23 protein-coding genes are annotated in these 17,165 nt (G+C 49.0%); 12 read left to right on the plus strand and 11 right to left on the minus strand.

The window, feature by feature from the left end; all coding sequences use genetic code 11:
• Positions 1–8: 8 nt before the first annotated feature.
• The gene (locus U719_RS08005) at positions 9–1,172 is read right to left on the minus strand and encodes a sugar MFS transporter (protein ID WP_023468249.1); all 1,164 of its coding nucleotides are present in this window, start codon (positions 1,170–1,172) and stop codon (positions 9–11) included.
• Positions 1,169–2,152, minus strand: coding sequence for an ROK family protein (locus tag U719_RS08010; RefSeq protein WP_023468250.1), 984 nt, complete (start codon positions 2,150–2,152; stop codon positions 1,169–1,171). The genes U719_RS08005 and U719_RS08010 overlap by 4 nt, the downstream gene beginning before the upstream one ends.
• A 265-nt stretch (positions 2,153–2,417) precedes the next feature.
• Here U719_RS08010 and U719_RS08015 point away from each other — a divergent pair, with 265 nt between their 5' ends.
• From U719_RS08015 to U719_RS08030, 4 genes are all read left to right on the plus strand, one after another.
• Entirely contained in the window at positions 2,418–3,323 is a 906-nt protein-coding gene (locus tag U719_RS08015) for a methyl-accepting chemotaxis protein (RefSeq protein WP_023468251.1), read from the plus strand.
• A gap of 109 nt (positions 3,324–3,432) precedes the next feature.
• Positions 3,433–3,921: a GNAT family N-acetyltransferase gene (locus U719_RS08020; protein ID WP_023468252.1), complete on the plus strand. Its 489-nt coding sequence runs from the start codon at positions 3,433–3,435 to the stop codon at positions 3,919–3,921.
• A gap of 34 nt (positions 3,922–3,955) precedes the next feature.
• Positions 3,956–4,534, plus strand: coding sequence for a GNAT family N-acetyltransferase (locus U719_RS08025; RefSeq protein WP_023468253.1), 579 nt, complete (start codon positions 3,956–3,958; stop codon positions 4,532–4,534).
• Positions 4,516–4,992 (plus strand): N-acetyltransferase, encoded by a 477-nt coding sequence (locus tag U719_RS08030; protein WP_023468254.1) that lies wholly within the window; start codon positions 4,516–4,518, stop codon positions 4,990–4,992. Before U719_RS08025 ends, U719_RS08030 begins: the two co-directional genes overlap by 19 nt.
• A 39-nt stretch (positions 4,993–5,031) precedes the next feature.
• On the opposite strand, the gene U719_RS08035 is transcribed toward U719_RS08030, so the two are convergent.
• Positions 5,032–6,084 (minus strand): C45 family peptidase, encoded by a 1,053-nt coding sequence (locus tag U719_RS08035; RefSeq protein ID WP_023468255.1) that lies wholly within the window; start codon positions 6,082–6,084, stop codon positions 5,032–5,034.
• Positions 6,085–6,244: 160 nt separating this feature from the next.
• Here U719_RS08035 and U719_RS08040 point away from each other — a divergent pair, with 160 nt between their 5' ends.
• On the plus strand, positions 6,245–7,951 hold the full coding sequence (locus U719_RS08040) for a methyl-accepting chemotaxis protein (RefSeq protein WP_023468256.1): 1,707 nt from the start codon (positions 6,245–6,247) through the stop codon (positions 7,949–7,951).
• A 125-nt stretch (positions 7,952–8,076) separates the two neighbouring features.
• A complete protein-coding gene (locus U719_RS08045) occupies positions 8,077–8,646 on the plus strand; it encodes a GNAT family N-acetyltransferase (protein WP_023468257.1) in 570 nt (189 codons plus the stop codon).
• Here the strand turns inward: U719_RS08045 and U719_RS08050 are convergent.
• Positions 8,612–9,121: a DNA topology modulation protein gene (locus U719_RS08050; protein ID WP_023468258.1), complete on the minus strand. Its 510-nt coding sequence runs from the start codon at positions 9,119–9,121 to the stop codon at positions 8,612–8,614. The two genes, U719_RS08045 and U719_RS08050, sit on opposite strands and share 35 nt — an antisense overlap.
• Before the next feature lie 81 nt (positions 9,122–9,202).
• On the opposite strand from U719_RS08050, the gene U719_RS08055 reads away from it, so the two are divergent.
• A complete protein-coding gene (locus tag U719_RS08055; RefSeq protein ID WP_023468259.1) occupies positions 9,203–9,469 on the plus strand; it encodes a hypothetical protein in 267 nt (88 codons plus the stop codon).
• Positions 9,470–9,655: 186 nt separating this feature from the next.
• Here the strand turns inward: U719_RS08055 and U719_RS08060 are convergent, their stop codons facing one another.
• Entirely contained in the window at positions 9,656–10,402 is a 747-nt protein-coding gene (locus U719_RS08060) for a bacteriorhodopsin (RefSeq protein WP_023468260.1), read from the minus strand.
• Positions 10,403–10,553: 151 nt separating this feature from the next.
• Here U719_RS08060 and U719_RS08065 point away from each other — a divergent pair, with 151 nt between their 5' ends.
• Entirely contained in the window at positions 10,554–10,994 is a 441-nt protein-coding gene (locus U719_RS08065; RefSeq protein WP_023468261.1) for a VOC family protein, read from the plus strand.
• A 20-nt stretch (positions 10,995–11,014) separates the two neighbouring features.
• Here the strand turns inward: U719_RS08065 and U719_RS08070 are convergent, their stop codons facing one another.
• Together U719_RS08070 and U719_RS08075 are read right to left on the minus strand one after the other, a co-directional pair.
• Entirely contained in the window at positions 11,015–12,283 is a 1,269-nt protein-coding gene (locus U719_RS08070; RefSeq protein ID WP_041255107.1) for an NAD(P)-binding domain-containing protein, read from the minus strand.
• Positions 12,284–12,318: 35 nt separating this feature from the next.
• Positions 12,319–12,765: a MarR family winged helix-turn-helix transcriptional regulator gene (locus U719_RS08075; RefSeq protein ID WP_023468262.1), complete on the minus strand. Its 447-nt coding sequence runs from the start codon at positions 12,763–12,765 to the stop codon at positions 12,319–12,321.
• A gap of 123 nt (positions 12,766–12,888) precedes the next feature.
• Between U719_RS08075 and U719_RS08080 the strand changes: the two genes are divergently transcribed.
• The 3 genes from U719_RS08080 (at position 12,889) to U719_RS08090 (ending at position 14,622) form a co-directional block, all read left to right on the plus strand.
• Complete coding sequence (locus tag U719_RS08080) at positions 12,889–13,368, plus strand: GNAT family N-acetyltransferase (protein ID WP_023468263.1); 480 nt, start codon at positions 12,889–12,891, stop codon at positions 13,366–13,368.
• Between the two features lie 118 nt (positions 13,369–13,486).
• The gene (locus U719_RS08085) at positions 13,487–14,140 is read left to right on the plus strand and encodes a flavodoxin family protein (protein ID WP_304413036.1); all 654 of its coding nucleotides are present in this window, start codon (positions 13,487–13,489) and stop codon (positions 14,138–14,140) included.
• Positions 14,137–14,622 carry a YusW family protein gene (locus tag U719_RS08090; protein WP_023468265.1) on the plus strand — a complete coding sequence of 162 codons (486 nt, stop codon included), beginning with the start codon at positions 14,137–14,139 and terminating at the stop codon, positions 14,620–14,622. Before U719_RS08085 ends, U719_RS08090 begins: the two co-directional genes overlap by 4 nt.
• A gap of 40 nt (positions 14,623–14,662) precedes the next feature.
• Here the strand turns inward: U719_RS08090 and U719_RS08095 are convergent, their stop codons facing one another.
• Positions 14,663–15,448: an endonuclease/exonuclease/phosphatase family protein gene (locus tag U719_RS08095; protein ID WP_023468266.1), complete on the minus strand. Its 786-nt coding sequence runs from the start codon at positions 15,446–15,448 to the stop codon at positions 14,663–14,665.
• On the minus strand, positions 15,445–15,975 hold the full coding sequence (locus U719_RS08100; protein ID WP_023468267.1) for a GNAT family N-acetyltransferase: 531 nt from the start codon (positions 15,973–15,975) through the stop codon (positions 15,445–15,447). The genes U719_RS08095 and U719_RS08100 overlap by 4 nt, the downstream gene beginning before the upstream one ends.
• A 79-nt stretch (positions 15,976–16,054) precedes the next feature.
• Here U719_RS08100 and U719_RS08105 point away from each other — a divergent pair, with 79 nt between their 5' ends.
• The gene (locus U719_RS08105; protein WP_023468268.1) at positions 16,055–16,471 is read left to right on the plus strand and encodes a GNAT family N-acetyltransferase; all 417 of its coding nucleotides are present in this window, start codon (positions 16,055–16,057) and stop codon (positions 16,469–16,471) included.
• Here the strand turns inward: U719_RS08105 and U719_RS08110 are convergent.
• Both U719_RS08110 and U719_RS08115 read right to left on the minus strand, forming a co-directional pair.
• Complete coding sequence (locus U719_RS08110) at positions 16,468–16,929, minus strand: hypothetical protein (protein WP_023468269.1); 462 nt, start codon at positions 16,927–16,929, stop codon at positions 16,468–16,470. The two genes, U719_RS08105 and U719_RS08110, sit on opposite strands and share 4 nt — an antisense overlap.
• On the minus strand, positions 16,929–17,135 hold the full coding sequence (locus U719_RS08115) for a helix-turn-helix transcriptional regulator (RefSeq protein ID WP_023468270.1): 207 nt from the start codon (positions 17,133–17,135) through the stop codon (positions 16,929–16,931). Before U719_RS08115 ends, U719_RS08110 begins: the two co-directional genes overlap by 1 nt.
• Between the last annotated feature and the right edge of the window lie 30 nt (positions 17,136–17,165).

Genomic DNA, 17,165 nt, shown 5'->3' on the forward strand with positions numbered 1-17,165 from the left:
TCCTTTTTTCAAGACGCTTTTGCCAATCGCTGTCTGAACAACATCCGGTTCAACCCTTCCGTAGCGACCAGCATCAAGAAGATGAGACTGATCGTAAACCAATGGAACAACGATAAGGAATAGGACGTCGCCAGCCATCCGAACAATGGCGGCATGAAGGTACTACCGGTATAGGCGAATGCCATTTGTACCCCCATCAGCCGTTGCGCCGCAGCTTCTCCGAAGCGAACCGGCGTCTCATGGAGCATTGCCGGATAAATCGGTGCGAGACCAAGCCCGACAAGTACGAAACCAAGCGGCATCCAGGCAGCGGGTGCGAGGATGAAACAGGCGGCTCCGACGAATGCCGTCCATTGACCGACACGAATCAAACGACGATTCGACCAGCGCAGCGACAGAAAACCACTGATGAATCGACCCACGGTGATACTTCCGTAGTAGACGGAAATCCACGTCGCTGCTGATGTTACGGAAAAGGACCGGACTTGGACAAGATAACTACTGCCCCACAGCCCGACGACGGCCTCGACGCCGCAATATAAGCAAAACGCTGCGAGAGCGGCAATCAATCCACGTGGTTTTCCAGAAGACGTATTCACGGTCTGAACCTGTTCGGACACCTGTTTCGGAGCCCGCTTCCAGAGTGGTAAGCTGACGATCAAGATGATCATCAAAACGAGTTGCAATACGCCGACGACGAGGTAACCAACACGCCAACCGGAATCGAGCAATACGCCAGCCATGATGAGTGGACCAGCTGTCGCACCAATGCCCCAGAAGCAATGGAGCCAGTTCATATGATGCGCTTGATAATGGGTGGCAACAAAATGATTCAACGCCGCGTCGACGACTCCAGCACCCAGTCCAAGCGGGATCGCAAGGACGAAGAGCCAAATCAAGGACGGAGCAACGTAAAAACCAATCAATGCCAGTGCCGTCAAACCGGCAGAAGCTGCCGTGATCGGACCCGTTGAATAACGTTCGATCAGACGACCGCTAAACAGACTCGAGACGATCGTTCCGGCAGCAATCGTCATGAAGAGCCAACCTGCCATGTCGAGCGGTGCGTCGAGATCGAGCCGCATCACGGGCCACGCCGTACCGAGTAACGCATCCGGCAGACCGAGACTGATAAAAGCGAGATAAATCAAAGGTAATAGTAGACGGGTCATCGGGCTAGACCTCCTAACGGAATTTGTTCAATGAATGACTGGATGCTCAGTTGCATCAAACCATCTAAATAATCGGTTTCCCAGTCGCCTTGCCGCAACTGAGGTAATTTGTCGAGCGGAAAGCGCTTGGCGCATCGTTCCGTCAGCCGAGCTAATCCGTCATCCGAGACATCGGACGACGTAAATAAGATGGCATCCGGATTCAAGGTGACGCTAAACGAGAGGATGATCCGACTTAACGCTTCATACCAGTCGTCAGAGTGTGGTGTAGTCGTCGCGAGGACTTGTCCGACATTTCGCTTGTCGTCAAACGGGATGAACGAGATCTCTCCAGCGAAGTGATGCGCTCCGCGGATGACATGACCGGAAACGGCGACGCCGGCTCCCGGTCCGTTCGTTCCGAGATACACATAGACAGTCGTCTCGTTATCAGAAGCTTGGGCACGAACCGCAGCGTTCATATCATTTTCGATGACGACGGGTCGCCCGAACCGTTCCGTCAGTTCTTGTTGCAAGGGGCGACCGTCTAGCGTCGGATAATCCGGGGCGAACAGGATCGTGCCGGTGGTATCAACGGCACCGGCAACACCAATCGCAAGCGTTTGAACATCTGGATGATCGTCGAGTAATGTTGATAGCGTTTTCAATAAATGAGATCCATGATCCGTCGAATCGAAGTTCAGGCGATCCGTTGCGATCAGATGACCACCGACGTCGTGGATGCGATACTGCAGATACGTGCGTTCGAGATAAAGAGCGAGTCCGTGGAAGTGATCCGCGCGATAGCGATACCGTTTTGCCGGACGCCCTCCGCGAACCAATTCAAGTGGTGTCTCTTCAATTTCCTGTGCAGCGATCATCTGATCGATCTGTTTGCTCGCAGTCGGAAAACTGACATCCAAAACGTGACGAATCGCAGGGATCGTATCGAGATGGTCAACTAAAAAAGCGTGACGTGTACGTGAAATGAGTTCAGTCAAACAAAGACCTCCAAACTAGTTTACTTATTAAAAAAGTTTAATAAGTTTTGATTTGAGTATATCAGGTTGGGAACAAAAGACAAGTTTAAAAAAGAGGTGTAGGATATGAATATTTAGAAAAATCACGTTTCATTCCATCGCTGTCTGGCTATATGTAAAGAAGATAAAAAAATTTTAGTCATATATCTTTAATTCATACTATTCCGATTTGTAATATCTTGGATAGCCTGCAACGGGAGGTAGATGACGAGAGGAGTTTGTAATCATGACCACCCAACTTTCAACCAACCTAGGATCCCAAGATATTTTAGCCTCCCTGCAAGATAATGTCGCAATGATTCGATTCGACCGGCAACGTCGTGTCGTCGACGTCAATGGTTTATTCGCAAAGACGATGAAATATAAACGAGAAGAGATGATCGGGATGCAACATCACCTCTTCTGCACGACGGAGTTTGCAATGAGTGACAGTTACCAAGCATTTTGGCAGAAGCTGTTTAGTGGCTTCAGTACGGCAGATAAAATTGAACGCATCGATGCGCATGGTCAATCGATTTGGCTAGAAGCAACCTATATGCCGATTTACGATGGAACGGAAGTGACCGGTGTCTTGAAGATTGCTTCCGATATTACTGATCGTCAGCAGACGATTCAAAAGTTCGCGACTTCGTTTGACACGATTGCTAGTGATTTGAATACTCGGTCGACGCATGGCGAGCAGGAAAGCGAAGCGTTACGGCGAACGATCGAACAGATGGCCGAGACGACTCGTGATAACCATCAGACGATTGAACGGCTGCAACGCCAGGCGCAGGACATCGCTCAAGTGACGGAGACGATCAAAACAATTGCGTCACAGACGAATCTCTTGTCACTCAATGCATCGATCGAGGCAGCGCGAGCCGGAGAACACGGCAAAGGATTCAATGTCGTCGCGACTGAAGTCCGAAATCTCTCAAAGCTCGTCGAACAAGCCGTCGTCGACGTCCGACAGACGACGCAGCGAATGAATGATGAACTGCAGCGGATTGCCCGTGCGATGACGCAAGCAACGTCGGATGCACAAGCAAGCGTCACGGTCGTCGCAGAAACGGTCGATCGCTTCCATGACGTTCAGAGTGCGGCATCGACGTTAACGGAGACAGCGCGAGACTTTACAAAAGCAATTTAAGTGAGAGACGGCATTCCGGTAACGGAGTGCCTTTTTGTATAAAAAAGTATCTCTACACTTTGGAATAATATGTTAATATACTACAAAACGGAAAGGGAGCGAACTACTGATGAATATCCGCACTGCTCGACCTGACGATTTTCAGGCATTGATTCCATTGTTCCAGCAAATCCACGATCAACACGTCGCCATACGACCTGATCATTACCGTCCGCACGAGATGCCGGTTTCGGAAGACTTATTTCTGTCGCAACTCGAGAATCCGGATTATGCATTACTCGTTGCGGAACAAGATGGGCTTGCCGGTGTGATCGTCCTAAAGGAAGACATCGTCGAAGGAAGCGGCTTCGTCTTCGATAAGCATTACTTACGCGTCATCAGTCTCGTCGTTGCGGATACGCATCAAAAACAAGGCGTCGGGAGACGATTGATGCAAGCCGCTTACGCGCACGCGGAAACGATCGGCTGTGACAAAATCGAACTCGGCGTCGATGACGCCAATCAGGAAGCGATCGCCTTTTACGAGGCACTCGGAATGGCTGTCCGCTCGAGACGAATGGAATGGAACGTGACGTCAAGCAGGGAAACGACGACGTGATGTCAAACAACAGGTACTAGAAAGGGGAGAGGTCATGTTCAGATTACAAGTATCCGATCACGTATCGCTTCAATTGATCGAACGGCACCATGCGGAAGGATTGTTCGCCCTCGTCGATGCCAATCGCCCCCATCTCCGCGAATGGCTCGGTTGGGTCGATGGTGCAACAGAGGCAAGTACATATCAGGAGAGCGTCATTCCAGCATGGCTGCAACAGTTCGCCGATGGTAACGGCTTTACATGCGGCATCTATCTTGAGGACGAGCTCATTGGAACGATCAGTTTACATGAAATTAATCGGCATCTCGGGCAAACGTCGATCGGCTATTATCTAGGAGAAAAGGGCCTACGAAAAGGTGTCATGACGGACGTCGTCCGGTTCGTCACGAACTATTGTTTCGAGACACTCGGCTTAAACCGTGTCGTCATTGAGTGTGCGACTGGAAACGTCCGGAGCAGACGAATCCCGGAACGACTCGGCTTCACGGAAGAAGGCGTCTTACGGGACGCTGAGAAATTATACGGGACGTATCACGACATCCAGGTCTATGCGATGTTACGACGGGACTGGACGAAAACGCAGGAGGTGGCAGCATGCGCATCGAGCCAATGAATCAAGCGACCTATGAGTCGTATCTACCGGTAGCAATCGAGGAATATGCGGCAGATAAGTGTCGCGCTGGTACGTGGTCAGAGAACGAGTCGCTTGAGAAGGCGACTGAAGAGTTCGCGGCGCTGTTGCCAGAAGGTCTGAAAACGAAGGATCATTATTTGTTTACGTTTCGTGATGAGACAGATAGCGACATCGGGATGGTTTGGGTCCATGTGACGGAAGAATCACGCGGACGTTCCGCCTTCATCTTCGACGTCAAGATTACGTCCGACAAGCAGAACCAAGGCTACGGCAAGAAAGCGCTCCGATCACTAGAAGTGATATTAAAACGGATGAACGTCAAGAAAATCTCCTTACATGTCTTCGCGCATAACGAACGGGCGATTCATGTGTATGACTCGCTTGGGTACGAGAAGACGGATTATCATATGTCGAAACGTCTCGATGTCAGCCATTAAAAAGCTTCCTCTTGCGCAAGCAGGAGGAAGCTTTTTCGTTTAACGCCACGTCTGTAATGTATTCGCGAACTGAATGTTCGTCTCCAGTTCACCTGTGATCTCGCTTGCTGTGAAGTCATTGCCAGCGAGCCAGTCGGCAAAGTCGAATGTGACCGGTTCCTGATCACCACCGAGCGCAAACCAGACCTTCAACTCTTCCGGAAAGTAGGCAGACGTATGAATCGTTCCCGCCCACTGGGCATATAAATCAGCGAAGACGCCTTTATCGGTATCGTTGAGTAGTCGGAAAGCGGACTCCGCATCTTGAATCATGTGTTGATGGGTCTTCAACTCCATCATCCGACGTTTCGAGTCATCCAGATGATAGCGGTTTTCGTGTTGCAGCAAATCGAAGTGATTGGTGCACATGTTCGATTCCCGCACTTGGACGTCGCGTGCCGTCGCCTCGATGACGAACGAACGCGCCGATTTATCGTGGACGACGTACGTGAACGATCCGCGATGCGGAATTTCCTTGACGAGTGAAATCGCGTCGTCGACCGACGTGCACATCTCGAGGATGATCCGCCCGATCATGAAACTGACGAACCCATCGCCCGGACGGCGACGGTTGATAAAGTTATAGCCCATTGCAAGCCCATGTTCATTCATCCCGTCCATCCGACCGGTCACCCGCGATGCGGGACCGATGATTGCTGAGCCACCATCATTCGGTTGAAAGACGGAAAATCGACCATCATATGTCATCGGATGGTAATCATAGTTACGGACGAGGAAATTATCACCGGTCATGATCGAACAACCACTTTTCGGTCCTTCGACCCGGTAATGCCCGAAATGGAGTAACGTATCCGGAAGCGACAGTTCAAGTTCGTCCTGGAGTCCAAGTAACTCGTCCCAAATATGCGGGGCGTACCGGAGAAACATCTCCTTCGTCTCGACCGGATCGACTTGAAAGCGCGGAACACGGATCTTCCAGTTGTCCTCCCGGTTATGGAGCAACTGGTTTCGTTTGACGTAACGCCCTTGTTCGCGACCGAACTCATAATGACTGCCGCGGAATTGTGTGATCTCATTGGCTACACGTTGCATGGAATCCATCCTTTCTTCACCTGCTGTATGCTGATTATATCGAACACGAGAGAGAAAGTCGTACGGCAGGGCTTTGCTTGAGCACATCAAAATATAGGAATATTGAAAAATCAATCAACTATTTTAATCCTGAACCGATAAAAAAACGGGAGGGGATGGAATGAAACACATGTCAGTCAGACGGAAGATTCAAGTATTGATTGCGACAGCAATCATCTCAATGCTCTTAATCGCAGGAGCAGGACTCTATTTCTTGAATCAGATGTCGAATGCTTCACGCACGATGTATCAAGAAAATCTGATACCAATTCAAGAGGTGGCACAGATCCGAATCGATACACGGGCACTCGATTCCTTTTTAGTCGAGATGATTTTGACGAAGGACGAGACTCGAATCGGTGAACTGCAGGCGGATATCGATACGCGACAAGCGCAAATCCGTTCATCGCTCAATAAGGTAGAAGATACAGGACGATTTACCGCACAGTCAAAAAAACAATTAGAAGACTTAAAGGATAACGTCCTAGCCTATGATAACGGGATGAGCCTCGTCCAAGATGCCGCGACGCGAAATGAGAACGAAGAGGCTTATAAAGCCTACTCGGATAGTTTGGAGCAAGTCCGGGACAATGTTGCCAGTTCAGCGAAGTCGTTGATGGCTTCGATGACGAGACAGGCGAAGGATCTGAACGCTCAAAATCAGTCAGAAAAACAGACCGCCTTTTACTTAATGCTCGGGATTATCTTGTTAGGTGTCGTCCTATTCGTGGGACTTGCTTTATACATCACGCGTCTGATTACCCGTCCGATTCGTCGATTACAAGGCTGGATGGACCAATCGGGTAACGGTGATTTGACGGTTCGTGGCGATTATGATTCTAAAGACGAACTCGGTCAATTGACGACGTCCTTTAATGAGATGATCGCGTCACAACAACAAGTCGTTTTAGAATTGACGGGAACAGCAGAGCGTGTCGCTGTTGCTTCAGATGAACTCAGCGTCAACGCAGAGTCGACGACGAAAGCAACCGAGATGGTCGCTGTGACGATGGAAGAGATGGCAAGTGGTGCGAGTCAGCAGCTGCACCAAGTGTCCGATGCTTCACGGACGATCGAAGAGTTAACGACGTCGGTCCGTTACGTCGCTGGCAATGCGCAGCAGATGACGGAACGCACGGCAGAGGCGATGGAAAAAGTTTCGCTCGGTGGTCAGGTCGTCGGAACACTCGGGACACAGATGGGACGGATTCAGGAAGACGTCTCGCGTCTCAGCCACGTCATCGATGGTCTCGGTAACCGATCGCAGGAAATCGGACAAATTACGGATTCGATCAAAGGTGTCGCGGCGCAGACGAACTTACTCGCGTTAAACGCAGCAATCGAAGCAGCGCGCGCCGGTGAACAAGGACGCGGATTCGCCGTTGTCGCAGCGGAAGTCAAAACGCTCGCTGAGCAGTCGGCAGTCTCGGCAAAACAGATCGAGTCGTTGATTCGTGTCATCCAACAAGAGACGGAAGCATCGGTTGTCTCGATGGAAAAAGTCTCAACCGAGATGACGAGTGGAATCGCTGTCGTCGATCGGGCAGGTGCCTCATTCTCAGAAATTGAGACAGCCATCACCGACGTGACAGGGCACGTCGAGGAGGTATCCGGTGCCGTTCAGGAAATGGCGGCGGCGAGTGAACAGATCGCATCTGTCATGCGGACGATTCAAGCAGTGACGGAAGGAACTGCTGCCGGAACGCAAAACATCTCCGCTTCAACCGAGGAACAGATGGCGTCGATGGAAGAGATTGCATCCGCGTCCCAATCACTCGCAACGATGGCGGATGATTTGAAACACGTTACCGGACGATTTACCGTATAAGATTAAAAACGACCTCGATGGAGACATGATCGAGGTCGTTTTTATGTAGGGATAAATGGGAAAAGAAGGTGATTCATGGAGACGCGTCGTATGTATCTGAATACTATATTTTAGGAGGCATACATATGAACTTTCAATCGTTATCGACAAATAGGCTGGATTTGATTCGCGTTACGGAAAGTCACGTCAATGATTTCTATACGATCTTATCTGATTCACGCGTGACTCAATATTATGGCATTGATCCGCTCACGTCTCTTGAGGAAGCAAGTCAGATCATCCATTCATTTGATCAAACGTTTTCTATGAAACGGGGAATCCGATGGGGCATGATCGACCGTTCGACAGGGCGGTTCATTGGAACGGTCGGACTCAATAACTGGAGTCCATATGCGAAAAAAGCCGAACTTGGATTCGAATTACATCCAGATTTTTGGCGACGAGGCTATGTATCGGAAGCTGTTCAAGAAGTCATCCGGTTTTCGTTCAAAGAATTGGCGCTTCATCGGTTAGGTGCGGTGACATTTCTTGAGAACGAAGCATCCTATCGCTTACTCGAAAAACTCGGATTTACGTTTGAAGGCGTCTTACGCGGCTATCTCTATCAAGGCGAAAGGTCGCATGATGCACGGATGTACGGTCGGTTACGAACGGACGTTATCACGCCTCAGGTAAAGATTGAAGAAACTGTTTGACAGCACGACGGGACGTCAAATGAATGATTTGTTTATTGGACGTCGCTTTAAGCGTTGAGAGGATACTCGGTCGTTTATCGATCGGGAACCGCCAAATCCATTTCAAAAAATCAAACGATAGTTTCTCCGGACAGTCTGCTGCCATATCCGGTCGACCGGTCTTGCGGTAGCGCCACGTCCGTTTCAGTGCTCGGTACAGACAGATCGTCCGCGGTAGATCAAGGAAGATGATCGTATCTGCGGCTTTGATTCGTAAATCAAGCGTTCCACCGTAGTTGCCGTCGATGATCCACGTGTCGCGCGACGTGAGCATGTGTTGAATCTGGCGTTGCTCCTCACGCGAAACCGCCTCCCAGTTCGGACGCCATAATAAGGTGTCGAGATGATCGACGGGATAACCGAGTTTTTTGCCCATCGCACGAGCAAGCGTCGATTTACCGGATCCACCGGAACCGATCAGGATGATTTTTCGCATCATAGACCTCCTATTTTTTGTCATAGGAATTGATCATACCACGGTTTTCTAGTCGAGGATAGAACGAAAGGAGTGGATAAGATGGTACCGAATTTCATAATCGAAGGGATGACGATTGCTTTTCTATTACTCGTACTGGGATGTGGTGTGATTTGTCTTCCGAAACGGTGGAAGCGCTATGGCTTGATTTTACTTGGTTTGGTGGCGATCGGGTGCAGTTCCTTTTGGTACATCCGACCGACGCTCGTCAATCAACAGATTGCTGAGAATGAGAAATTGCTTAAGATGGAACTAGCACGTCAATTCCCTGATGAAGTATACACTACAAAAACAAAAATTTTCGTATGAGTCTTCGGCGAATCCGGCTTCAATCGAAGTCGAATTTGCAAATGAACCTAACGTAACTTATTTTCTAGATATGGATGGGAAAAGGATTAGGCTGTCAAGTTTTATCTTTAAAAACGGAGGATTTCCACAGGATTTACAGCATGAATTCAAATAAAGACCGGATGCTCAAAACATCCGGTCTTTTGATTAAGTCGATTTTAAATTTTTCGTAGCAGACATCGTTTTGACGGCAAAGAAGGCAATCAGACCGAATCCGACCTTGTTGATCAAGTCAGCGAAGTTATAGATCAATTCGCGGACGAGTTGCACCTCGATACCGGGTGCAAACAAGGTGACCGCGTAACCGACCGGATAGATCGCCCATCCAATCAAGATGAACAAGCGCATCTGCAGCAAGGCTTTACGAATCGGTGCAGGCTTATCTTCAGCGGCTTTCGTGACGTTCGTGAACAGCAGATAAATGATATAAAACCATGCGACACAACCAACGACGTATGCCCAAAGACCGAGTTGTGTGAAGCCACCCGCTAGATTGATCGACGACTCGCCGATATACCCACCGATGATCATGATGATGTCGGCGATAACGAGTTTCGTCAGAAGGGAACGCCCTTTCCCCCCCTTTAAACCGAGTAACAGCGGAAACTTAATCAGCAAGAGAGGCGTCGTCACAAGCCAATCGATGTAGCGGATTTCAGTCGGAAAGCCATCAATCTCCGACAACAAACCTGATTCCCCGACAGCTTGCTTCATGAAATAGTAATGAATCGCAGCGACGAACGTGACGAGAGCAGCGACTGTTGCGGTCGAGCGGTATTCCGGGGCGAGGGAATTTCGTTCGACGAGAAAATAGAGCGTACCGGCGGCCATTCCGACGAATCCGACCCAGAACATGTACTGGGTCGCAAGAACGAGAAGGTTGACGTCTTCCATGTTGTTTCGACTCCTTTTCGTAAGTGGACACGACCTTTCATACTTTTATTTTACTGACGATACAAACTTCAGACACCACGTCGAAACGCTCTTGATGTGCGGTCTATCAACGGTTTGACAACATTTCGACACACTTGAGGAGGAGTGACGGATGCCGAGTAAACGAATGGATCATATCAGTCTGAACGTCGTGAACCTAGAAGAAGCGATTCACTTTTTTTCGCTTTGTGGCCTCGAAGTACGCGGACGATGGGAGATGAAAGGAGAGTTACTCGATCGTTTATTAAATTTAGAGGGAGCGGAGACGGAGTGTGTTGCACTCGGATTACCAGGTGAAGCAATCTGGCTTGAACTCGTTCGATTTAAACACCCGCGTGACACGGCTTCCGTGATCCAATCCGTCCACGCAGGTGGATTGCGTCATCTCTGTTTTGAAGTAACGGCACTCGCCGCGCTCGTCGAACGTTTAGCGGACAATGGATATCAGTCGATTGGCGACGTCGCGAATTACGAAAATGAATATCGCCTATGTTACGTAAGAGGACCAGAAGGCGTGATCATTGAGTTGGCAGAAAAAATCGGACCTGTCTAAGACTGGTCCGATGTATATTGTTAAGAACAACAGGAAGTCGATGATTGTGGCAGGGAAACGTTGCACACACCCGTCTCTGGTAATGATAACTTGACCTGCTTCGCACGTGCCTCGTCTCCGACAAGAAAAGCAACGATTGATCGAACTTGTTCATAACCGGTCGCAAGCAGGAAGGTCGGAGCACGACCGTAACTTTTTGCACCGACCAAATAAAGTCCAAGATCTGGATGACGTAACTCCGCTTCTCCATGTGGACGGACAGTTCCGCAGCTATGAAGGTTCGGATCAATCAGAGGAGCAAGTATTCGACTACTCTCGGTGACAGGGTCGATATCAAGCCGTACTTCCTCGAGGAACGAAAAGTCGGGTCGACTTCCTGCATTGACGATCAGCTGATCGATCTGATGAAGGGACCGACCATCTTGAGCAGTGATGTCAAACGACTTTCCTTTCGATTCAATGGATTGGGTCTTGAAGCTGGAGTGAACCCTAATCTGATCTCGTTCAACGAGCTGACGGAGACGCGAACCGAGTGCTCCGCGACCTTCCAGTGCATCCTTTTCTTCTCCGCCGTAGGCTTGAACCGGGTCCGATTTGCGAAGGATCCAATGAATCTCCGTTTCAGGGTGGTGCGCTTTAATAGAAACGAGTTCAAGGAGCGAGTTCAAAGCAGAGTGCCCGCTACCGATGACAGCGACGGATTGATTCGCGAAAACAACAGTATCACGTTTCGCATCTACGATCGAATACCGGACAGGTAAGTTCTGCTCGATTTCGACTCGATGACCAGAACTGATTGCAGGATTTGGTCGCCCGAGGACGCCAGACGCATCGATGACCGCGCGAGCGAGAATATGTTTACGTCCGTTCGGCGTGTCTATGACTAATTCGAACGGTGTTACATCACGTGAGGCATTCGTCATCTTGTCTAGACCTGCCCGTGAGATCGAGAGAATCTCATGTTGGAAATATAGAGAGGGAGCAATTTCCGGTAATGCAGCAAGTGGGGCAAGGTATTGTTTGATCAATTCAGTTCCGGTCGGCACAGTATCGTTTGCTGGTGCAATCCAGTCCGTCAGCTCGAGCAAGTGACGTGCTGCGTCACTAATATTGTATTGCCACGTCGAAAACATCCGAACGTGTTCCCATTGTTTGATATGGTGGGCAATCGAAGGACCTTTCTCAAATAGTAAAAACGATTGACCTTCCACTACAAGTTGAGCTGCAGCCGCAAGACCGATCGGACCGGCACCGATGATGACGATGGGGTGGGAAGAACCGTATGACATGAATAAAACCTCCTTTTATTTGTAAAATGCAAGTATTAGAGACATGGTTTACAGCAGACGTCACTCTCGCCCATCTTCGTGTTTAGCAAGTCGATTGCCTGGAGGACATGTGCTTTTTCGAAGGAAGTCATTGATGAGAAGATCGAATCAAGATACGTGTTCATCTCTTCGTCAATGGCTTGAGCAACACGTAATCCTTTCTCGGACAGGCGAAGTAGGTGAATTCGCCGATCGTTGATCGCGGGACGCTTTACGAGTAGGTCCCGCTTAATCAATGTTTGTACTTGTCTGCTGAACGTAGTGATATCAAGAGCGAGTTGGTCCGCAATTTCTTGCATTGCGGAGTCAGGATGTTTGGCAACCTGATACAGCAGATGACTTTGAACGAGAGATATCTCTTCATCTAGGACGGCACAACAATTCTTATTCAATAATCCGAAGCGCCGAGTGAACGTTTGAAATAATTCACGCGTTTCATTCATGTATAGCTCTCCCTTCTCTATTTTGCTTATGAATCAGTTATACGATACAAACTTGCAAATTGCAAATAATCAATATATGATTTTCTCATATTCAATTGTAAATAAGGAAAGGGGGGAAATTGGATGCTTGTTCGTTCGATGGAAGAGAAAGATCGTAGCACTGTGTTAGCCATCTATCGTCAAGGAGTAGAAGAAGGGAACGCGACGTTCGAGACGATGATTCATGAGCAAGAGTGGTGGAGAACGCTGACGCAATCTGAACGATTCGTTCTAGCGCAAGGTGGAAAAGTGATTGGCTGGGCTAAACTGGGACGTATTTCTGAACGTCATGTCTATCGTGGCGTTCGAGAAATCAGTATATATCTAGAGCGTTCCGCTCGAGGACTCGGCGGTGGACGATTCTTAATGGAGGCATTGATCACCTATGCGGACGCCAACGGGATCTGGACGCTTCAATCACACATGTTCCCAGAAAACATCGCAAGCAGACGGCTGCATGAGCGACTTGGATTCGAATTAGTCGGTCGACGACGTGCCATCGCACAGCATCATGGTGTCTGGCGAGACACGTTGTTATTTGAGCGACGAAATGACCTTAGGTAATGAAGTGATCTTTACACGCTTGATTTTTCAATTCAATTCTTCTACAATGATCTGCCTTCGCTGAAGCGAAGGTTTTTTAGTTTATCCGTCGATGGAAGAAGGGAAGTATTAAAGACGAATGATACTACCTAAAATGACAGAGGAGGATGGACGGATGTTGCATGCCTTATTCTTGAACTGCACCTTAAAAGCATCACGTGAACCATCGAATACGGAGGCGCTGATCCGTGACGTGATTGCATATTGGAAACAGGAGGACGTCACTTCAGAAATTGTCCGCATCGTCGATCACCAAGTGGCGTTCGGCGTCACGGAAGACGAAGGCAACGGGGATGAATGGCCCGTGATTTTCGAAAAGGTGAAACGAGCCGACATCGTCGTCATCGGAACACCGCTCTGGCTGGGGGAAAAAAGTAGTGTTGCGACGCAAGTCATTGAACGATTATACGGAGGAAGCGGCTTGACGAACGAGCTTGGACAAGCGATCTACTACAACAAGGTCGGTGGCGTCATCGTCACGGGGAATGAAGATGGAGCTAAACATGCGTCCGCTTCCATCTTGTACGGTCTGTCGCACATTGGCTTTACGATTCCGCCGAACGTCGATGCTTACTGGGTCGGTGAAGCGGGACCAGGACCATCGTACATCGAAGCAGGACGGAACAACGACTTTACGAAGCGACACGCACAGTTTTTAGCTGCCAACCTATACCATTTTGCGAAGATGTTACATGAACATCCGATTCCAGCAGAAGGGAATGTGATGGAATGAAAAAACAACGTTTAACAGGATACGGTGTCGCCACATTGTTCGCGATGAGTTTAGTGCTTGCGGGTTGCGGAAACGACGAAGCGTCGACGGACAAGGTTGAAGAAGGATCAACGAATTCGAACACGACCGACGACACGATGCAGGACAAGGATACGGTAACGAAAAATGCCGACACGGATTATGGCTTCAACAGTCTGTCGATTGAAGCGGACGTTGAAGGGAATAACGATGCCATTGATATCAGCTATGATCGGGATAATGACGGAACGGAAGCGGAATATCGCTATAAAGGGGAGCAAAAGCAAGGAGACGACGCGATGGCGGAACTCGACGCGAAGTTCAAGAACTTAAAGATTGATGCGGATACATCTGAAAATGAGGTCATCAGTGAGGTTGAGCGTGTGTTTGCGATTCAAGATGCTTCCCGCTTAGAGGTTGAAATCGAATTCTCGGACGGAACTGAAAAAGAATATAAAAAATAAACAATAGGTCTGCGCCCGTAACGGGTGTAGACCTGTTGTCTTAGTGTAGCGTCACATGAGCGAGGACACCGTAATGATCGCTCGGTATAAGGTGATGCGGCAGTCGATGTTCGCCGATCAGCTGAACGTGCTGTAAGGTCACAGGTAGAGGCGAACGCTGACAGAGTAACCAATCGTACCGGGAAGGTGTCGTGACGCCGTCATTCTTCTTGGCATAAGGGTTTGTCACGGGATTTAAAGTCGTTGCAGCAAGTTGACCGGTTCGCGTCGCGTAACTGTCAGCAAGATCGACCCACTCCTTAAGCGCAGCTTGATGCAAAACAGAGTTTGGACCATCATTAAAGTCGCCGCCTAAGAACTCGATCGTCGTATCATCCGTCTGTGAGGCAATCCATTCGTTGACGAATCGAAGTTGATCGAGTCTAATGTCTGAAGCACGCCAATTGAAATGAATGTTCGTCATGGCAAAACGAATACCGTCAATCGAAAACGGGATCCGAATCGCACAGTGGTGGTTGATGTTTGCTGTCGTAGCGGCACTCGAATCCGTTCGTTCAAACGGCAATTTCGTCAGGATGGCAAGTCCTTCATCCGGTGAATCCATATAAGGATCCATCATCATATACGGATAACCGGTCGCCTCTGCGAGGTGCTCGGCGATCGAAATAAATGGTTCATCCGGATGAAATGTCGACATGACTTCTTGTAGGAGGAGAATGTCCGGTTGGTGTTGCTTGATCTCCGCGCACAACGCCTCGAACCGTTCTTGTCGTTTGTGCGGATGATGCCAAATGTTATATGTCGCAATCGATAACGAAAGACTCATAGCTGTAAGCCCATCAGAACCGTATCGTAAAAGCAACCGTCCGATAGTAACCGGTCATGACGCAGTCGTCCTTCTTCTTGAAATCCATGTCGCTGATAGAGGCGAATGGCGCCGAGGTTCGTCTCGACGACCTCGAGCTGAATTTTTTGCAGGGATTGCGCTTTTGCCCAAGCAATCATTCGTTCCAGCAGTTGGGTACCGATTCCTTGCCCCCAGTCGGATTGAAGTACACCGAGTCCAAATGATGCCTTGTGCGCGAAACGTTTTAAATGATAACCACGAGATCGGGCGTAGGCGATGAGTCGTCCATCGCGCTCGACGACGAGGATACGATCCGGAACCGAGGAATCGCGCAACTGATCTGCGAAATCCGTCGCGGTCATCACGTCCTCACCAGGCATTCGGTCGAAGTATTCCGTTTCCGCATCGAGTATTTGGCGGAGTTCAGCGAGGGCTTCAGCGTCACTGAGTCGAGCCGGTCGAATCTGGTACCGTTGTGTATCGAACGAGTGGTGCATCGTCTGCATATGTAATCCTCCGTTCTAGATGGAATATGCTATCATTATGGCAGGGATGGTATCATTTGTAAATTTAAGGAGAGAAGAAATGAAAATTCAAACTGGAACGAAGGAAGATAGGACATTCATCCGCGAGCAATTGATTGCCTACAATCGGCAACATGTTCCTAAAGCCTTATATGAACAATCGGAAGAACTTTGTTTTACAGCATCTAACGAGAAGGGCGAATGCATCGGAGGAATTACCGCGTCTTACGGTTGGCAACATATTCATGTCCAGTTCCTTTGGGTGAGCGATACAGCACGACAGGCAGGTGTCGGAACCCGCCTGCTGCAAGCTATCGAAGGATATGCGAAGGAAGCAAGGTGTACGAAAGTCCTTTTGGACACGTTTGATTTTCAAGCACCAGACTTTTACCGCAAGCATGGTTATGAAGAGTATGGACGACTGACCGATCATCCATCGATTGGACAATCTCAATACTTCTTCGTCAAGCGACTTTAACGCCGGACGTGCACAATCCAAGCCGACATGTACGTAAGTGTTCCGATCGATAAGACAAGAGCAATCGCATAGAACGGAAACGCTGGATACAGTTGAAGTAACGGTTGCTCGAACAAAAAGGCAATCATTAGGACGGGAAGGCTGATCATGAAAGCAACATACGCTGCACGAGTTGCTTTACCGGTGATCAGTGCCTCACGTTCATCGGAGTCGGAAAATTCTGCTGTTGCGAACGAACGCGAACGCTCTTCTCGTAAGAAATAGCTGACAATCGAGAGGACTATCGCAATCACTAGCACTGGAAGGACACCCATTACATCTAATTTCAGCGACAATCCCGTACCGGATACAGGATCATCTTGAAATAACTGCAGATTAGCATGAATGGCACTAATGAGATAAGCAGCTAAAAAGTAGAGACAACAATTAAGTAAAGATTGAGTGACGACACGTTTCATCAGGATTCCTCCTCTAATTGAAATAGTTCCTCGATCGGGCAATCAAAGACGCGAGCAATCTGCATCGCGAGTAAGAGCGACGGCGTATAGCTTCCTTTTTCAAGTGAGATGACAGTTTGTCGTGTCACACCGATTCGTTCAGCGAACTGCTCTTGTGTCCACTTGTGCTGTTGACGATAGAGGCGGACATGGTTCGTCAGTTTCATCTGACGACCTCCTTTCCAGTTGTTTACATT

The organism is Exiguobacterium sp. MH3 (assembly GCF_000496635.1).
Classification (GTDB): domain Bacteria; phylum Bacillota; class Bacilli; order Exiguobacteriales; family Exiguobacteriaceae; genus Exiguobacterium_A; species Exiguobacterium_A indicum.